Annotated in this window: 16 protein-coding genes; 5 read left to right on the forward strand and 11 right to left on the reverse strand. The window is 34.3% G+C overall.

From position 1 onward, the window contains the following. Positions 1-19 precede the first annotated feature (19 nt). Genes KWG70_RS14695 through KWG70_RS14710 form a run of 4 tightly spaced genes read right to left on the reverse strand, consistent with a single transcriptional unit; the run spans position 20 to position 1,675 of the window. On the reverse strand, positions 20-433 hold the full coding sequence (locus KWG70_RS14695; RefSeq protein ID WP_230936805.1) for a hypothetical protein: 414 nt from the start codon (positions 431-433) through the stop codon (positions 20-22). Positions 434-436: 3 nt separating this feature from the next. After that, entirely contained in the window at positions 437-790 is a 354-nt protein-coding gene (locus tag KWG70_RS14700) for a hypothetical protein (RefSeq protein WP_230936806.1), read from the reverse strand. Positions 791-831: 41 nt separating this feature from the next. After that, the gene (locus KWG70_RS14705; RefSeq protein WP_230936807.1) at positions 832-1,116 is read right to left on the reverse strand and encodes a hypothetical protein; all 285 of its coding nucleotides are present in this window, start codon (positions 1,114-1,116) and stop codon (positions 832-834) included. A 55-nt stretch (positions 1,117-1,171) separates the two neighbouring features. Continuing rightward, on the reverse strand, positions 1,172-1,675 hold the full coding sequence (locus tag KWG70_RS14710; RefSeq protein WP_230936808.1) for a GbsR/MarR family transcriptional regulator: 504 nt from the start codon (positions 1,673-1,675) through the stop codon (positions 1,172-1,174). A gap of 112 nt (positions 1,676-1,787) precedes the next feature. Here KWG70_RS14710 and KWG70_RS14715 point away from each other — a divergent pair, with 112 nt between their 5' ends. Further along, a complete protein-coding gene (locus KWG70_RS14715) occupies positions 1,788-2,498 on the forward strand; it encodes a T9SS type A sorting domain-containing protein (protein WP_230936809.1) in 711 nt (236 codons plus the stop codon). Here the strand turns inward: KWG70_RS14715 and KWG70_RS14720 are convergent, their stop codons facing one another. The 5 genes from KWG70_RS14720 to KWG70_RS14740 all read right to left on the reverse strand — a co-directional run bounded on the left by KWG70_RS14720 (position 2,499) and on the right by KWG70_RS14740 (position 7,989). Beyond that, on the reverse strand, positions 2,499-3,278 hold the full coding sequence (locus tag KWG70_RS14720) for a hypothetical protein (protein WP_230936810.1): 780 nt from the start codon (positions 3,276-3,278) through the stop codon (positions 2,499-2,501). It abuts the gene before it with no gap. 26 nt (positions 3,279-3,304) lie between these two features. Then, entirely contained in the window at positions 3,305-5,338 is a 2,034-nt protein-coding gene (locus KWG70_RS14725; protein WP_230936811.1) for a M3 family metallopeptidase, read from the reverse strand. Between the two features lie 6 nt (positions 5,339-5,344). Then, on the reverse strand, positions 5,345-6,178 hold the full coding sequence (locus KWG70_RS14730; RefSeq protein ID WP_230936812.1) for a hypothetical protein: 834 nt from the start codon (positions 6,176-6,178) through the stop codon (positions 5,345-5,347). A 174-nt stretch (positions 6,179-6,352) separates the two neighbouring features. After that, positions 6,353-6,832, reverse strand: a complete 480-nt coding sequence (purE, locus tag KWG70_RS14735) for a 5-(carboxyamino)imidazole ribonucleotide mutase (protein WP_230936813.1) — start codon at positions 6,830-6,832, stop codon at positions 6,353-6,355. A 2-nt stretch (positions 6,833-6,834) separates the two neighbouring features. After that, positions 6,835-7,989 (reverse strand): 5-(carboxyamino)imidazole ribonucleotide synthase, encoded by a 1,155-nt coding sequence (locus KWG70_RS14740; RefSeq protein WP_230936814.1) that lies wholly within the window; start codon positions 7,987-7,989, stop codon positions 6,835-6,837. A gap of 156 nt (positions 7,990-8,145) precedes the next feature. On the opposite strand from KWG70_RS14740, the gene KWG70_RS14745 reads away from it, so the two are divergent. The 4 genes from KWG70_RS14745 to KWG70_RS14760 all read left to right on the forward strand — a co-directional run bounded on the left by KWG70_RS14745 (position 8,146) and on the right by KWG70_RS14760 (position 11,623). Continuing rightward, positions 8,146-9,255 (forward strand): adenylate kinase, encoded by a 1,110-nt coding sequence (locus KWG70_RS14745; protein WP_230936815.1) that lies wholly within the window; start codon positions 8,146-8,148, stop codon positions 9,253-9,255. A gap of 38 nt (positions 9,256-9,293) precedes the next feature. Continuing rightward, complete coding sequence (gene obgE / locus KWG70_RS14750; protein WP_230936816.1) at positions 9,294-10,292, forward strand: GTPase ObgE; 999 nt, start codon at positions 9,294-9,296, stop codon at positions 10,290-10,292. Positions 10,293-10,460: 168 nt separating this feature from the next. Then, positions 10,461-10,982 carry a DUF4136 domain-containing protein gene (locus KWG70_RS14755; protein WP_230936817.1) on the forward strand — a complete coding sequence of 174 codons (522 nt, stop codon included), beginning with the start codon at positions 10,461-10,463 and terminating at the stop codon, positions 10,980-10,982. A gap of 89 nt (positions 10,983-11,071) precedes the next feature. After that, complete coding sequence (locus KWG70_RS14760) at positions 11,072-11,623, forward strand: mycothiol transferase (protein WP_230936818.1); 552 nt, start codon at positions 11,072-11,074, stop codon at positions 11,621-11,623. A gap of 49 nt (positions 11,624-11,672) precedes the next feature. Here KWG70_RS14760 and KWG70_RS14765 read toward each other — a convergent pair whose 3' ends face one another. Together KWG70_RS14765 and KWG70_RS14770 are read right to left on the reverse strand one after the other, a co-directional pair. Next, on the reverse strand, positions 11,673-12,050 hold the full coding sequence (locus KWG70_RS14765) for a DoxX family membrane protein (protein WP_230936819.1): 378 nt from the start codon (positions 12,048-12,050) through the stop codon (positions 11,673-11,675). A gap of 67 nt (positions 12,051-12,117) precedes the next feature. Next, positions 12,118-18,216 carry an alpha-2-macroglobulin family protein gene (locus tag KWG70_RS14770; RefSeq protein WP_230936820.1) on the reverse strand — a complete coding sequence of 2,033 codons (6,099 nt, stop codon included), beginning with the start codon at positions 18,214-18,216 and terminating at the stop codon, positions 12,118-12,120. Between the last annotated feature and the right edge of the window lie 173 nt (positions 18,217-18,389).

Raw genomic sequence — 18,389 nt, forward strand, 5'->3', positions numbered from 1 at the left:
TGTTTCTGAATTAAATAGGTTATTGCTTTAGTCCAGCATCATAAATAGGTGTTTTTGTTACTGTTTTATGACCTTGTCTAGACTTACGTCGCCCTCTAAAAAAGAAGTATAGATTAATAAACAACATCACACCTAAATAGATAGAGAAACCACCAATTTTCCGACTTAAAATTTCTATGAGTGTTTGATAGCTCATACCTTTGCTGTTGTAGTATGTGATTTTCAGAATTAATAAAGCCCAACCAATATTGATAAGATAAAATCCTATCTCAAAAAGTTTGTTGGTCGCTAAAGCAATGTCTTCTTTGCCTTTAAAGATGTCTAGCATAAAGTATTTACCATTTTTAAATAACATTTTTGATACATAAATAGTAAGTACGATGACTATTGGTAAATAGATAAGATACCCGATAATGATTTTTGAATTGTCCATGATTTATTGTTTTAAGGTTTTTGATTTTACGAGATAATTGAGCCAGAGCACGTTGTTATAATGTAATAGTGCAAGGCCTATGATAATAATACCGAGATGCTCGCTTAATGTATTGAGCATTTGTGGTACAGATGTAATTGTTTCCCAATATGCTAGCGTAATAACCGCATAGCCAAGATTAACTAGATAGTAACCAATGAGCAGCAGGTTATTAATAGATTTTACTAGTGATGTATTTTGCTGAAATAGGTATAACAAGAACACTTCACCATGTGTATAAAACATCCAGCCTACTTTTACCATGATCACTGCAATGATTGGTAGATAAATGCAATATGTAAGGATGTTGTAGTTCATGATTTTTATATTAAACTTTCAGAAAGTATTGAAAGCGTGTTTTAAATTTTTTTGCTGTGTATGATGTAGCTTAAATGAATTAAGAGATATGGCGGGATAATTAATACCCAACTTAGTCTAGCAATAGTTCCATCCCAAAGTAAAAAGAAGGCAGCTACAAGAATAAAATAGAGATAGATCAATTTATCTTTAGGACAAACGATTAGAAATAGAATAGCTGCTATAACCTGTAAGAAGCCAGTGAATATAAGTCCGTAAGCGCCAAAGATTAAAAAGCAAAGTGCTATGATATTGGTGATTTTCGATAGTTTGAGTACAGTTTTCATAATTCACGTATTTATTAAACTTTCAGAAAAAATTGAAAGTATATTTTAAATTTTTTTATTTAATGAGTTTTAGTAACGACTTAGTAATCCAGTTTTGTTTTTGACTAACCAATTTGTTAATCATATCATCTGCTGTTTCAGTTAGGTCATGTAAGGCTTTGGTTTGTTTTATGAGTTCTTTTGTTTTTTCGGTGCCATCATCTTTAATGGAGGATACCTCTTTTAATACTTTTATTACAGGTTGAATTTCCCTACGACTACGCTCTTTTGCTATGGTTCGCGCGAGTTCTTGAACATCTTTTTCTGTAGTGAAATACTCTTTGCGTTCTCCTGGAATGATCTCTTTGGTCACAATACCCCAATCCATTAGCTGTCGTAAATTCATACTAGTGTTTCCGCGAGAAATTTTAAGGTCTTCCATAATGTCTTCCATAGACAAAGGTTTTGTTGAAATAAACAATAAGGCTTGAATTTGGGCCATCGCTTTATTAATTCCCCAAAGTGATCCTAGGCTTCCCCAAGTACTTACAAATTTTATTTTAGCGTCGTCGTAATTCATTAGTATTGTTTTACAGGACAAATATATAAAATATTTTAAACTTTCAAAAATTATTGAAAGTTTATTTTTAATTTATTTTTTTATTACATTTAGCTTACTAACTACTCTTACTATGAAAGGAACACTACTCTCTTTATTCTTTTGCTTAATTACTGCCTTTGGCTTCTCTCAAATTGAATTGCAACCAAATCCGAGTAATATTAACTCAGGAACATTTACTTTTAAATATGGAGAATTAGGAGATTATTCCATTTTTGATCCACTGGGTAATCCTAACTTATACCTCTATACGGGTTTACAAACTGATGCTGATCCTATAACTTGGGATTATAACGATGGTGAGTTTACATTAGCTAATCTTGGGCAAATGATTCCGTTAACCTATGATAATGGTTTGGGATATTATGTAGCAACGTTCAACCCTAAAACACGACAATATATAGAAGAGGTTTCTCAAAACCTTGTAACCGTGCCCAATGGAACTCAAGTTAATGATTGGTATTTTTTAATAACGACCAATGATCTATCACGACAATCTATCGATTTAAAAGGAACAGATTATGGTTTCAATGCGTCTACTTTATCGGTCAACGGCTTTTCAGTAGGAGATGATATTATAGTCCTAAATGGCAGCCTTAAGTTTTCAAAGCAAGGTACCTATAAAATTAAAGTTTATAATATTCTAGGTAAACTTATTCGGGATAAAAGTTTTATTATTACCAGTAGCTTAACACACGACTTAAAGTTAGAAAAGCATGGCATTTATATTGTAAAGATAACTTCGGGACAAACCACTAAAACAGTAAAACTACTACGACATTAGTTATCGTATCTGTAGATGAATATGATCATCATGACGTACTGCTTGACATCCGTGAAAACGTATTTTTGAATAGTGATTTAAGCTCAATGCGTCCTTGAGATAAGGTTCAATAAATAGTTTTTGTGATTTCGGGTGCTCAAGCAACTTTTGTATTAAAATGGCTGTGTTGTTTTTATCGAGTTCTAAATCATTGATGGTTCCAAATGTGAGGTATTTTGGAAAATTATATTGCCAATAGCCTTGATCTCTACATTTAGTTGAGTAGGTTCCGTTCTCTTTTACATAAACACCATAACCAGAAACAGAAGGCTTTTTGTTAGTGGGTTTCCCATCATTATCTAAATACTGAAATGAAATATCAATTTTTTTTCCATCATTGTGACTTAAATGCGGAAGTAAAGGGAATCCATCAAAAAATGGAAAGTTAGCATCTAAATAGGTTATAACCATCGGATGGTATTTCAAATCTTCCGCTGTATGTTCTAAAAGTTGTTTTAACTCAGGATCGACATAATTTCTGAAGAGTAGAGGATATATATAGTTTTTAGGTTTTAAATGACTAGAAATTATAGGAAGTTGTTCTCTGCCAAAATACTTGGCTATAGGCGGAACAATCAAAAGATTAAAAGCCAAATATATTACTGGAAATACGTAACGCTTCTTCTTTTTATATCGAATAGCAGTGATGCTGGATAAAATCCATATGATACCGCCAACTTGTGTTACAATAGTAAGACATACAACAGCGATAATATGGGCAAGCCCTTTTAGTAGTGACATTTATATCTAACGAGAAACAAGTACTATTATTTGGCAATCAATCCAGCACGTTTTAATAAAGCATCTGGTTGAGGTTCCTTTCCTCTAAAACGCTTATATAGCGTCATTGGATCTTCAATACCGCCTTGAGAAAGTACATGATCTTTAAATTTCTTAGCAACATCTTTATTGAATACCCCTTCTTCTAAGAAATATTCAAAAGCATCTGCATCCAAAACTTCTGCCCATTTATAACTGTAATAGCCAGAACTATAACCACCTTGAAAGATATGAGAAAAAGCAGTGCTCATACAGTTTTCTGCAACGTCAGGATAGAGCTTAGTATGCTCAAAAGCTTGTTTTTCGTGGTTTTTAACCGACGTTATTGACGACGGATCTTGGCCATGCCAAGACATATCCAATAGACCAAAGCTAATCTGTCTTAAGGTTTGCATACCTTCATGAAATGTAGCCGATGCCTTAATCTTTTCAATGAGCTCCATAGGAATCATTTCGCCTGTCTTATAGTGTGTGGCAAACAACTCTAAGGCTTCCTTCTCATAGCACCAATTTTCTAAGACTTGACTTGGTAACTCTACAAAATCCCAAAACACACTTGTACCTGATAAACTAGGATAGGTGGTATTGGCTAACATCCCATGTAAAGCATGACCAAATTCATGAAATAAGGTGGTGACTTCATTGAATGTTAAAAGTGAAGGCTTGCTTTTAGTAGGCTTCGTGAAATTACAAACGATGGAGATATGAGGTCTATCATTTACATCATGTTTAATATACTGAGGTTTATAAACCGTCATCCATGCACCATTACGTTTTCCTGCCCTTGGGAAGAAATCGGCATAAAAAATAGAGACCAAATTCCCTTTGGTATCGGTTACTTTATAGGTTAAAACATCTTCATGATATTTGTCTATAGTATTAATCTCTTCAAATTTTAAATCGTATAAACGTTCTGCAATAGTAAACGCTCCATCAATAACATTTTCGAGTTTGAAATAAGGTTTCAACTGTTCATCATCTAAGCTGAATAATTTTTGTTTTAACTTTTCAGAATAATAAGATCCATCCCATTTTTGAAGTTGATCAATACCATCTAAATCTTTGGCAAATTCTTGTAAGTTATTGAATTCGCGTACGGCTGCTGGTTTTGCTTTATCTAAAAGTTCATTTAAGAATGTTTCAACAGTTTCAGGTGTTTTTGCCATACGTTCTTCTAAAACAAAATGGGCATGTGTTTGATATCCTAAAAGATTGGCTCGTTCATGGCGAAGTCTTACAATTTGCAATACATTATCTTGATTGTCTAAATCATTTCCTTTAAAAGCTTTCGCTCCAGCTGCAATAGCTAATTTTTTACGTAGTTCTCGATTATCAGCATAGGTCATAAACGGAATGTAACTCGGGTAATCTAATGTGATTAACCAGCCTTTTTTACCTTTTGACTCTGCTAATTGTTGAGCGGCCTCTTTGGCGCCATCAGGTAATCCAGAAAGATCAGCTTCGTTAGTGAGGTGCATTTCGAAGTTATTGGTTTCGGCTAAGACATTCTCGCCAAATTTGAGTTTGAGTTTACTCAATTCTTTATCAATGGCTCTGAGTTGTGTTTTTTTATCTTCGGAAAGATTCGCACCATTTCTAGAAAAGCTTTTATATTTCTTGTCCAACAACGTCTGTTCTTCAACGGTTAAATCTAATGAAGCCTTTTGTTTATAAATAGTTTTTACACGCTTAAATAAATCTTCATTTAGGGTAATATCATTACCAAATTCTGAAAGGAGGGGAGAGACCTCTTGTGCAATCTTTTGGATTTGGTCGTTGGTTTCGGCACTGTTGAGATTAAAAAATAGACTAGATAATCGATCTAATTCTTCTCCTGAAAAATCCAAAGCTGCAATAGTGTTTTCGAAGTTTGGAGCTTCGGTATTTGCAGTAATGGCATCAATTTCAGCACGTGCTTTTTCTATTGCTTTTAAAAATGCAGGTAAATAATCTTCATTTTTAATTTTTGAAAAAGGGGCTGTATGGTATGGTGTGTTGAATGTCGAATTTAAAATACTCATTGTCTCTTAGTTGTATGCGTTGTAATCAATTAATGTTGTGCCTTTATCGTCTAATAAGCTTAAGTTACCATTAGAAAGTTTATAGGTCCATCCAAAAGGTTCATTCTCAATTTTGTAGTTCTGATATGTATCGGTCGTTTCTATAGGAATTAGTTTTTGAAGTCGATGTTTACGCTTTAGGTATAACGAATTATCAGACATTTTTACAAACTCAAAAAAGCCTTTCTCTTCAATGTTATTCATACGTTCGATATTCCATTTGCCAACTATGTCTTTAACTTCCAGCTGTGCTAATTTTTTTTGTTCTTCTTGAATTTTAAAAAGTGTTTCGCTTACAGTACTGTAACTTTTATTATTTAATTTTTCCAATAATGCGTTGTACTTGTTATCTTGTTGGAACAGTGAAAAGTCATAAAAGGTTATAGATATACCTTCTAATTGATAGGCTGGAAATTTACCTCCAAAAGACTCTATAACTCCTCCTGTTTTTTTACATTTTTGGATAATTGGCCAAAACGCAAGATTAGCATCTCCAATATAATTATGGGTAAAATTCAAAATGGGAACGACATTATCTGGAGTATATACGTCATCGCCATGAATTTCAAACATTAGAGCAGTTCTTATCATATTTGTTATTGAGATCGAATCGCCCTGTAAATGACCTTTAGTCTCTTTTAAATAGGTAATTTGATCTAGGTCATGGAGTTCTTTCCAGTAATTTTTTAGCTCTTGCTCGGTTTTCAATGCTGAAATTTCAGTAGTATATTGATCTAATAGTTCGTTTTTAGAACAATTGAAAATCAAACATAGGCCAAGCAATACAAGTGTTTTCTTCATTTAAAATAGAGTCATTTATTTTATTATATCATTAACTAATCGTTAAGAGCGATATATCAAATTAATTATTACTTTTGCACTATTATTAAAACTTATTTTTTGTAAGATTTAGTAAGAATTGATTAATAGCTCTAAAACCTCGTGTAAAAGCGAGGTTTTTTTATGTTAAGCCTATTATAGGTTCTTTGAAGATTCTATAACTTTAGCCTTTAAGCTTTCTTTGTAATTTAGTATTGTAGTTAATACTTTTTCATTAGACGACCCTATAATTTGAGCAGCTAAAATACCAGCATTTTTTGCACCATTTAAGGCTACTGTAGCAACAGGAACACCACCTGGCATTTGAAGTATTGACAACACCGAATCCCATCCATCAATAGAATTACTACTTTTTACTGGAACACCAATTACTGGTAATGGTGATAATGATGCAACCATTCCTGGTAGATGCGCAGCACCACCTGCTCCAGCAATTATTACACTTATCCCTCTAGTGTGGGCTGTCTTGCTAAAATCGAATAATTTTTCAGGTGTTCGATGTGCAGATACAATATCGACTTCAACGTCAATATGAAATTCTTTTAAGATGTCTATGGCATCTTGCATGACAGGAAGATCACTCTTACTTCCCATAATTACAGCTACTTTACTCATAATTATTTACTTATAACTTTTATCGTTTGCTTTACAGTTTCGGCTATGCGCCTAGCTTCACTTATGTCTTTGTTAACAATAGTCACATGTCCCATTTTACGAAAGGGTCGTGTTAGTTTTTTTCCGTAGATATGTGGTGTAACTCCATCGAGCTCCATAATATCAGTAATATTCTCATAAACAACATTTCCGGTATGCCCTTCAGCACCAACCAAATTAACCATGATACCACCAACTTTACTCTCTGTTTTTCCTAAAGGGAGGTTTAAAATTGCCCTTATGTGCTGTTCAAATTGAGAGGTATAACTGGCTTCAATCGTTTGGTGTCCAGAATTATGTGGTCTCGGCGCCACCTCATTTACAAGAATATCATCGGTTTCAGTTTGAAACATTTCAACAGCTAATAAACCAACATGATCAAATGCTTTTGACACCTTCATGGCAACATCTATTGCTTTATTTGCAACAGCCTCATCAATTCTTGCAGGACAGATTACATATTCAACTTGGTTTGCTTCTGGGTGGAATTCCATCTCCACAACAGGGTAGGATTTAATGGCTCCATTTTTGTTTCTAGCCACAATCACTGCCAATTCATTTTTGAATGGAATTAAGTCTTCAATAATACATTCACCATGAGGAAGGTCTTTCAAGTCTGATAATTGCCGTACTATTTTAACACCATTGCCATCGTAACCAAATTGTGCTGCTTTCCATACAAAAGGAAAATCAAGAACTTCATTCTCAAGTGCGTCTTCAACTTCAGAAAGGTAAGCGAATCTAGTAAAATCTGATGTTGGTATATCATGATCTCGATAAAACAACTTTTGAGTGGCTTTATTTTGAATCGTTCTCAATGTTTTAGATGATGGATAAACACTAACACCTTCTTTTTCTAATACTTCAAGTGCATCAACGTTCACGTTTTCAATCTCAAAAGTGAGCAGGTCTACTTGCTTTCCGAAGTTATAAACCGCATCAAAATCCATTAAATTGCCTAAAGTAAATTGATTACACGCTAGTTTACAAGGCGCTTCATTGCTTGCGTCCATAACATGTGTGGTAATGTCAAATTTACGTGTTGAATACAACATCATTTTGCCTAATTGACCACCACCAAGAATACCGAGTTTGAAATCTGAAGAAAAATAATTCATATGTGTTTCCTCTAAAAGGAAAATCTAAAAGTTAAACCTATCGCTTTTGTTTCACAAAAATACATTATAAAATAGAAAGGATTAACAAAAATGGAATTCAAAAATCGGTAATCGACAATCTATTGATTATCTTTGCTTTTTTAAAATCAAAATCTAGTGATTAAACTACACGATTTATACTTCAAACCTTTTATTTCTGAACAGGAAGTTGATGCTATTGTTCAAAATATGGTAGATGACATTGCTAAGGATATGCAAGACGATATACCTGTATTTGTTGGGATTTTAAATGGGTCATTTATGTTTGTGAGTGACTTTGTGAAAAAGTATCCAAAACCTTGTGAAGTCACATTTATTAAACTAGCGTCATACGAAGGCTTAAAATCTACCGAAGATATTCATCGCCTAATTGGTTTAACTCAAGATTTATCAGGACGAAAAGTAGTCATCTTAGAAGATATTATTGATTCTGGAAAGACCCTTGAAGAAGTTCATCGTATTTTTCTAAATGAAGGTGTAGACGAACTCAAGATCGCAACACTTTTTTACAAACCTGAAGCCTACAAAAAAGATTATAAACTACATTATGTTGGTAAAGAAATCCCAGACAAATTTATTGTTGGTTATGGATTAGATTATGACGGTCTTGGCCGTGATATACCAGCTATATATCAATTAAAAACAACACAACACATGACTAACTTAGTGCTATTTGGACCTCCAGGCGCAGGAAAAGGAACACAAGCTAACTTTTTAAAAGAAACGTATAACCTCATACATATTTCAACAGGAGATGTGTTTAGATTCAATATAAAAAATGAAACAGCCTTAGGGATGTTAGCTAAGTCTTATATGGATAAAGGTGAACTGGTTCCAGATCAAGTAACCATAGACATGCTAAATGCCGAGGTAGAGAAAAATGCAGATGCGAACGGATTTATATTTGACGGATTTCCAAGAACGAATGCACAAGCCGAAGCACTAGATAAACTCATGAATAGTAAAGATTCTCAAATTAATGCTATGATTGCCTTAGAGGTTGATGATGAGGTATTGGTTGAGCGTTTGTTAGAACGTGGAAAAACTAGTGGACGAAAAGATGATGCCGATGAGTCTATTATTAGAAACCGTATTACAGAGTATTACAACAAAACAGCAATATTAAAAGACTACTACACTGCACAAGACAAATACTTTGGTGTTGATGGCGTTGGTAGTATTAGCGAAATTACAGAGCGATTAAATGCTGTAATTGATAAACTTTAATTTTTTAATCGGTAAACGATTTTACATAATATAAGACTATGACTGAGGGTAACTTCGTTGACTATGTTAAAATGCATGTGTCCTCTGGAAAAGGAGGACAAGGCTCTGCACACTTACATCGAGAGAAATTTATAGAAAAAGGTGGTCCAGATGGAGGCGATGGTGGTCGTGGTGGTCATATCATTGTGCGTGGAAATTCTAATCTATGGACATTATTACACTTAAAATTTAAGCGTCATGCTCGTGCTGGTCATGGCGGACATGGCAGTAAGAGCAGAAGTACAGGTGCCGATGGAGAGGATGTTTATCTAGATGTACCCTTAGGAACCGTAATCAAGGATACTGAAACCGATGAGGTATTATTTGAGATTACAGAAGATCAAGAAGAACAAATCGTTGCCAGAGGCGGAAAAGGAGGCCTAGGAAACTGGCACTTTAAAAACTCACGTAATCAAACGCCACGTTACGCGCAACCTGGCCAACCTCTCGAAGAAAGAGACATCACCATAGAACTAAAAATCTTGGCAGATGTTGGTTTGGTCGGATTTCCAAATGCAGGAAAATCAACGTTATTATCTGTTATTACTGCTGCCAAACCTAAAATTGCAGATTACGAGTTTACCACTTTAAAACCTAACTTAGGCATTGTGGAGTATCGCGACTTTCAAACCTTTGTTATGGCAGATATTCCCGGAATTATAGAAGGTGCAGCTGAAGGAAAAGGCCTTGGTCATTACTTTTTACGTCATATAGAGCGTAATTCAATCCTACTATTTTTAATTCCTGCCGATGCCGATGATATTAGAAAGCAATACGATATCCTTTTAGATGAACTCAAACGTTACAATCCTGAGATGTTGGATAAAGAGCGTATGATTGCCATTTCAAAAAGCGATATGCTAGACGACGAACTTAAAGCAGAGCTTAAGACAGAATTAGATAAAACATTGCCAATCGATTACCTGTTTATTTCATCTGTAGCACAACAAGGCATCACACAATTAAAGGATAAGCTCTGGAAAATTCTTAACGATTAATAGTTGGGCGTTGCCCTTTTTCGTAATACTGCAAAGGGCCAGGCTCTCATCAGTCGCTTCTCGACACCTATCGAGAGAGCTCCAACAATGACTCCATCCTTAACGCAACGTATAAAGTTAAAGTTGTTAGTATCAATCATTTTTTGATTATCTTTAAAATAAAAAGCAATGAAATATCTCTCTCTTATATTGATGTTAGTATTAGTAACATCATGCAGCACTATTAGGGTTAATTACGACTATGAAAAAACGACTGATTTTTCGACTTATAAAACCTATAACTATTTTACAAATATAAACAGCGGAATGAGCGAATTGGATACCAAACGTTTGTTTAGAGCTCTTGACCAAGCCTTACAGAGTAGAGGGTATACGTTATCTGAAAATCCAGATTTTCTAATTGATATTGGCAGCAGTGAGTTCCAACAACAACGCAATAATAATGTTGGTGTTGGCGTAGGAGGTACAGGTCGTAATGTAGGCGGCGGAATTTCTATAGGCTTACCACTTGGACAAACTCAAATGGCTAGAGAAATTGTATTTGAATTTGTAGATGACACTAAAAAAGGACTATTTTGGCAGGCTGTTTCTGAGTCTAATTATAAACCAAATGCCTCACCTGAAAAACGTGAAGCACAGTTCAAAGCACTTGTAGAAAAAGTGCTAGAAGGATTTCCTCCAAAAGGCTAACTGACTCGATATCAGCGTTAAGTTCCTGTTAAGGGCAATAATTTTGATTATGGATTGTTTTATTTTTAAATAAACTTAAAACAACAACCATGAAAACAAAATCACTATTATTTATATGTCTTATTGCAGGTACATCTCTTTTTGCTCAGCGACGTTCAGTTATAGAAGTACCCAAAGGCTATTCTAATGACATAGGTCAAATGGTATCGATGTTAGATAACTTAAAAGCACGTGTCGAACGAAATGTCATTAATTTAGACCAAGACGGTACCGACTTCCTTTTAGATGATAAGGCTAATAGCCCTGGCGCTATTATTTATCACCTAGCTGCAACAGAAGCGTATTACCAAGTGTATACATTTGAAAACAGAGGTTTTAATGCCGAAGAACGCGAAAAATGGAATACCGCTTTAAACTTAGGCGATAAGGCAAGACAAGAATTTAAGGATAAGCCTATATCTTATTATTTAGAGATTTATGATAAAGTAAGAGCTAAGACAAAAGAGTTACTAAAAACAAAAGATGATGAGTGGTTTAAGAAAAAAAACGGAACCATGAGTAATCATTGGGCTTGGTTTCATGTTATGGAGCATCAAGCCAATCATATGGGACAATTAGCACTCATTGCAAAACGTATTTAATAAAAAAGAGGCTTATATAAGCCTCTTTTATTTTTAAAGATTATCAACCTTAGTTGAGTAATGCTTTGTATTTGTCTTTATAACCTATTAACACAGCAATATTTAGTACTAATAAAGCCAATGCGCCTCCAATCCCTCCAGGATCTAATACGGCATGGAATAACACAGCATTTACAGATACACTCATTAAAATAAGTGCTAAAAGTGCTCCAAATTTATTAAAGATTAATGCCAATCCTGCAACCACTTCAACAATAGCAACAAGAAGTAATGTTTTAGAGTTAGCTAAAGCTCCAAAATATGCTCCAGCATCACCTGACAATTCAGGCATAGGTAAAAAACCATCTGGTACTAATTTATTGGCTCCGAAGACCAATACGAATAGTCCGAGCAATATTCTCAAGACCAAAAATACTTTTGAATTCATAATGTTAGTTATTTGTTAGTATATCAATATAGTGAATTTGGTCGATACTTTTTAGAATACCTAACAACTATTCGCTGTCCACACTAACCCTAACACCTTCACTATGACTGCTAAACTCAGGAGCGTACATACTTTGAATGGTCGTAATACCATTGCTCATATGTCCTGCATTATTAACTCTTAGATCATACTCAAAAACGTAAATCCCTTTCGGTAAAGAATCAAAAAAGAAATTTGTTGACGCATCTTTTGTGCTTTCATAATACCCTAATCCGTCTTGATATTTGTATTGTGATAATACATTTACTGGCTCAAATCCTGCAGCACGCATATCTTTCATATGAACAAATTCCATAGCACGATCACTGCGTAATTCAATGCGAACTCTCACCAAATCACCAACTTTTAAGTCGGTGTCAGGCGTAATTTCGGTAATTTCTTCACCTATATCAGTATTGGTCTTTTTAAATAGTTTTTTCTTTAATTTTAGAGGCGTTTCGGCAGAAGTAATCTTATCTAGATCTTCAAAATATTGCCAGTACAATCCTCCCCAAGCGATACCATTTCCTTTCTTAGTAAGTTTGACTGTTCCCATGTTTGATGTAATATCTGATGAAGACCATGAGGTTTTGTAATAGCCAGTTCCGGCTTCAACTTTCACATCTTCTAATGTTGAAGGCTCTATTGCTTTTCCGCCAATAACCACATCTACCATTTCAGTAACACTAAGCCAATCACTACCTTGAAGTAATAAAGCATAGATAGCATCGGTCGTCGCTTTTGTGGTTTGCCAACGATTGGTTTGCTTATTCTTTAATAGCCAGATTTTTAAATTATCTACGGTAGCTATATCATTTTCAATTTCAGAAAACACCTCGATCATCAATGATTGTGTTTCTATAGGTGCCTGATACCAATGCCATGAGCTCGTATTTGCTTTCCAGTACATTCCTAATTCTTCCGAAGTAATACTAGTTTCACCAAGCGATTTTAAGATTTTTCCTGAAGTTGCTTTATCATCCATTCGATCAACTACTAAAGCCATTAAGCCTTTAGCATATAGCGAACGACTTAGCCAATACTTTTGTATTTGTGACTGGTAGTAATCAATAATAGATTGTACTTCATTGGATACTTTATATTCTGGATAAAAACTACGCATATACAAGTAATGTAATTGTGTATAACTTAAATGATCTTTCGACAGATCAATATCTGGATTGTATTTTTTAAGGTTTTTATATTCCTGTACGAATTCGGCATCTAAGTAGGCAATAGCACTAGTGATCATTTTTGATTCTGTATTAGTAGCGACACCTAATTTGTTAAGATGTCCAAAACCTGTGATGATGTGTTGTGTGATGTAACGACTTGGTCGTCCTCCATTAAACCAAGGCCAAGCACCATTACTCATTTGACCATTTTTAAGTTTACGTCGCGCAGATTGTAATTCATTATTCATTTTGTTTAAATCGAATAATAAAGCTATACGCTTTTTTTGCTCGGCTTCACTTTGCGCATCACGTAGCCATGGTGTTTCTTGAATGAGAATAGATTTCAGTTCTTGGTTCTTCTCAAGATTACTCAATAAGGCATCTGTATTTCTCCACTGATTGAAAACCTCTTGAATTCTTGGATTACTGTTCGCAATATGACTCGCCAATGCATTAGCATAATAACGACTAAAGGTTTGCTCATTACAGTCATACGGATACTCCATTAAGTATGGTAAGGCTTGTACAGCATACCATGCTGGATTAGAAGTCATCTCAAAAGTAAGTTTGTGATTCTTAAGTGTTGTTGAGGTCGTTGTCTTTAGTTTATCTAAAGTAAATGTTTTTGTTTCATTGCTCTTAATCCACATAGGCAATGTTTCTGTAACTAGCATTCGGTTACTCAATACTGGTAATGCATTTTGTTCACCATCGCTAAAATCATCCGCTTTAGCTATGACTTTATATTGAACAGCACTAACATCGTATGGAATGTCGAGATTCCATGAGACATTTGTATTTCCTTTTGCCGAAACGGTAAAACCAAGTTCATTATATGCGTTTGATAATTTTTGATCTATAGACTCGCCAGTGAGTGCATCAAACAATTGTAAAACCGCAATACCTTTTAATTCTTTATCTGTTAGGTTTGCAATTTTAGTGCTTATTCTAATTTGATCACCTTCACGTAAAAAACGAGGTGCGTTTGGAATAACCATCAATTCTTTTTGGGTGACAGTTTCTAGCGTAGACGTAGCGCTTTCTAGTGATTTGGTATGCGCTAATAGCTGCAGTTTCCATTTGGTTAAGGCTTCTGGTGTGGAAAAACTAAAACTGACATTTCCTTCTTTATCGGTTTCTAAATGTGGAAAGAAAAAGGCCGTCTCTTGAAGATTTTTGCGAATTTTCACATCGCCAAAATCTTGTTCTTTTTCTTGTTCAGCTTCACCATTTTTTGGAGCCCATTCACCTTTATCTTTACCACTTTCTTTTTTTTCATTGGAAAGGTCACCTTGAGCAAAGGCTAAATCTAAGTCATCGGCATTACCCGCTATACTGTCATATAAAATGTTAGCTTCTGCTACAACTTCTCTATCTTCTAAGACAAGTGCTCCTGCTAAGTAATTTTTGTCTCTTCTTAAATAGTTTCCACGTCCAAAACTCAAACCAAAAAAGTTTAAACGATCGTATTGTTGTATAGGATAGCTGCTATAGTTATTTCTTAACTGTCTTATGGTAAATCCATTAGCTGAAAAACTTCCACCAGCATTTACTCTTAAGCGTGAGTAATATGATGGTTGCTGTGTAGGATTAAAGCTCCAATTGTGTGGCAAAAATTGGTCTAACGATGCATCATACATGCTTGCGAGTAACTCTGCAGTAACTTGTTCGCCTTTAGGTCCTTTGATTTTAAAACGCCAAGTTTCATCAGTGCCTGGTTGTAGCTTATCTCTAAAGGTCATAGTTTCAATTTCCAAATCGGTTTTAGGATATGGAACCAAGATATTAAGTCGTCCAGTTTTAACACTATTTTGGTAGACATAACTATAATGAATCACAAAACCACCTAAGTCATTTTCAGAAATTGGAATTGAAATGGATGCCTTATTGTTGCTTAAACTTACAATTTGCTTGGTTAATATTTTTTCGTCTTTTTCAACTTCAACCGTAACAAACAATTGTTTCGCTGCTGAACCTAAGGTCACTTCTACAGTTTCATAAGTTTTGTAACTTGGTTTGTTAGACGTGATACTAAATAGCTCATTATCGGCTAAGGTTTTGTCATCATCACTATATAAGGTGACCTGTGTTTCATCCTTTACGTTTTGATTAAATCGGTCTTTACTTTCTAGAATAATATGGTACTTACCCGATTCCCATCGTTTGATTCTTCCAAGATCAACCGCTTTAGATATGTTGGTGTCGAATGCTTTAGAAAACACGAGTTCGCCTTTTTCCCAATTTTTACTATCATCTTCATTATTGTAAGCATCATAAGGGAATAAATCTTTAAATGCCACTTCAGTGAATACTTGGTAATCTGGAGCCTCCCAAGGTCGCTCTCTTAATACTTGCTGAGGTGCAATTAATTTATAGATCTTGATCATACCAGTCGCTGGTACAAATTCACCGTTTAGATTTCGTGTATCAATGCTGATTTTGTGATCTTTCTTTGTTTTGTCTAATCGATTGTCAACTTTTATTGAAGCTGTTAATGCATGATAACCAACATTTACAATCGTTGTTGTACTTCGGGTTTCACCATTTAGATCTGTAACATCAGCGATGACCTCATATCTAAATATTGGTAAAGACGATGTATCAACACTTTCATCAGGAATGGCTTTAAATTTTATTTCAAAATGTCCCGAAGCGTCAGTTATAGTTTCTCCATGAGTGATCTCTTGAGGTTCACTATTAAAATAAGGTCTGTACCAATAATACCATGATGGGTATTGTACTTGCCTATGAACGCGATACACAACTTTTGCATCTGTAATATTACTACCAGCATAGGCCAAAGCATTTCCATTTACAGTAATGGTATCATTAACTTTATAAGTTTCAGAAACTGGTTTGAATGTTGCTTCAAACTTCGGACGTTTATACTCTTCTACCGAAACAGAGTGGTAAATGTTTAAATCGTGACTACCAGTTACTTTTAAATAATAATTTCCAGTTAGCCCAGAATTTGGAATCATAAACTCACCTGAGACAGAGCCATAGTCATTGGTTTCTAAGTCTAAATTTGAAACTGCTTCATTGTTCGTGTTATAAAGTGTTGCGGTTACCTTTTTATTGGTGACGATTTCAGATTTGTCATTTTTGTTTGAAATTATAATGCCTTTAAAATATAAGGTTTGACCAGGTCTGTAAATACTTCTATCTGAAAACAGAAAACCTGTATGTCGTGTTTTACTGTTTCTGTTATTTCTATAATTATTATATCTGTAGATATTTAGATATTCAAAATGTGCCGTGTCCTTATTTTTACTAACTTCAATTTTGATTTGGTTACGATTAAACTTCCCTTTTTTAATCAAAAACTCTCCATTGTCATCCGTTGTATAAGATTCACGTTTATAGTTCCCTTGATAATTTTTTATAAAAGAAAACTTAACATTAGCATTAGAAACAGGCTGTCCATTTGATCTGTTGACTATTTGATAGATTACATCTTGTTCGCTTTCCTTTTGTAGGTAGGCAAGATTTGTGACTTGAAACACCTTAAAAGCATAAGTATTACTGTCGTTTTTTACTTTAGCAAAAATAACGTATCGACCATTATTCAGTTTAGGAATAGCAATTTCTGTGCGATGAGGTTGGTAATCATGCTCATCTTTTAGTGTTGAAGTCCAGTTTTTTAATGGTTTTAACTTGTTCAGTAGTTTAAGTTCCTCTTGTTCATTACCTCTGTATGCCCTAAGTGTGCTTATTTGATAATTATCGGCCTTAGCAATACTAAATTCAATCTCATCGAGATTTTTGTAATTTATTAATGCACGAAAATCTGAGTTTATAGGTACATTGTTTTCGGTAATAATCTGTAGTGATTGCGTTAAAATTTGAGTTTTAAGTGTTCGACATTTTTCAGCACCTTTACTCTTTGGGTAATTTTTAATCGCACTGTCGCAAAGATCCATAGCTTCTTTTAGTTTCCATCTATGGTTTTCATCCGTTTTAGCTTGGTATTGAGAACCTTGTCGCGAATATTGTTTAGCAATTTCAAAATCGTACAATGCGGCAAACTCCATTTTGCTTGAGTGCCAGCGTTTGCTTTCTTTCAAAAATGTTTCTAAAATTAATTCTTCTTTATTGTCAATAGTTGCATTCTGGTATATGTAGTTCAAACGCGCAATATCTACATCGACCATGGCATTTGGAGTCGCGTCTTTCGAATGAAACTTGATTAGGTTTTGATAAATCTTAAGCGCATGTAATTGTAGTGAGCTTGAGTCTTTGGATTCTAACTTTAGAGATTTAAACGTGTAAGCATCTCCTAAAAATTTTGGATTATCAATTTCAAACTTATAAGCCGGTTTCGTGATATTGTTCTCATCAGTTTTGTAAAAGTCTAATGCGTTATGACTTAACACATCATATAGAGTTGGTCTATAAATTCTCGAGTCCTTCTCGTTGGTTATAATTGCTTCAAAATCTTTTAAATTGGTTTGCTGAAGTATGAGTCCGTTTTGTAACGATTGCTCATAATTTAAATGAATTTCATTAAAAAGCGTCTGTAGGTCCCAAGTTCTAAAATCGACGTCATCTACTTTTTCACTGGTTTTGGTTCGGTCATAAAACGTCCATCTATTTTGATTGAAATATTGCCAGTATAAGGTTGCCAAAATGTTTTGAAGCACATTTTTACTCGGTGATTCACTTTTATCAATAAGTGTTTTAAACTCATTGACAATGCTCAACTGTGCATCTTCTTCGAGGGTTAATGTATATTTACTTCGGAAAAGTAAAGCCTTAATCTCTTGAGGTGTGTTATTGGTTGCTTTAGCTTTTTCTTCAATAGATTTAACAATCTCCAATGCCGATTGTGGCAAACCTTCATTTTCGAGAGTATTAACTTCTTTCCAAAGTTTGGAATAATCTTCTGGTGTTTGAGCATTTGAGAAATTGGCAAAGCAAAGTATCATTAATAGACTTATAAATGGTTTCATTTGTTTATTTTATTTTGGTACAAACTAAAGTTTAAAAACTTACTGTAAAACAACAAATTAGGTATTACCTCGTTTGGATGAGTGAAGTTATGAATTTTAGCCGTAAACGCATTATATTTACAATTTGAAAATCAAAAACAATACCATTTATAATTTTGAAAACTAATGGTACG

Source organism: Psychroserpens luteolus (assembly GCF_021032705.1).
GTDB classification, from domain to species: domain Bacteria; phylum Bacteroidota; class Bacteroidia; order Flavobacteriales; family Flavobacteriaceae; genus Psychroserpens; species Psychroserpens luteolus.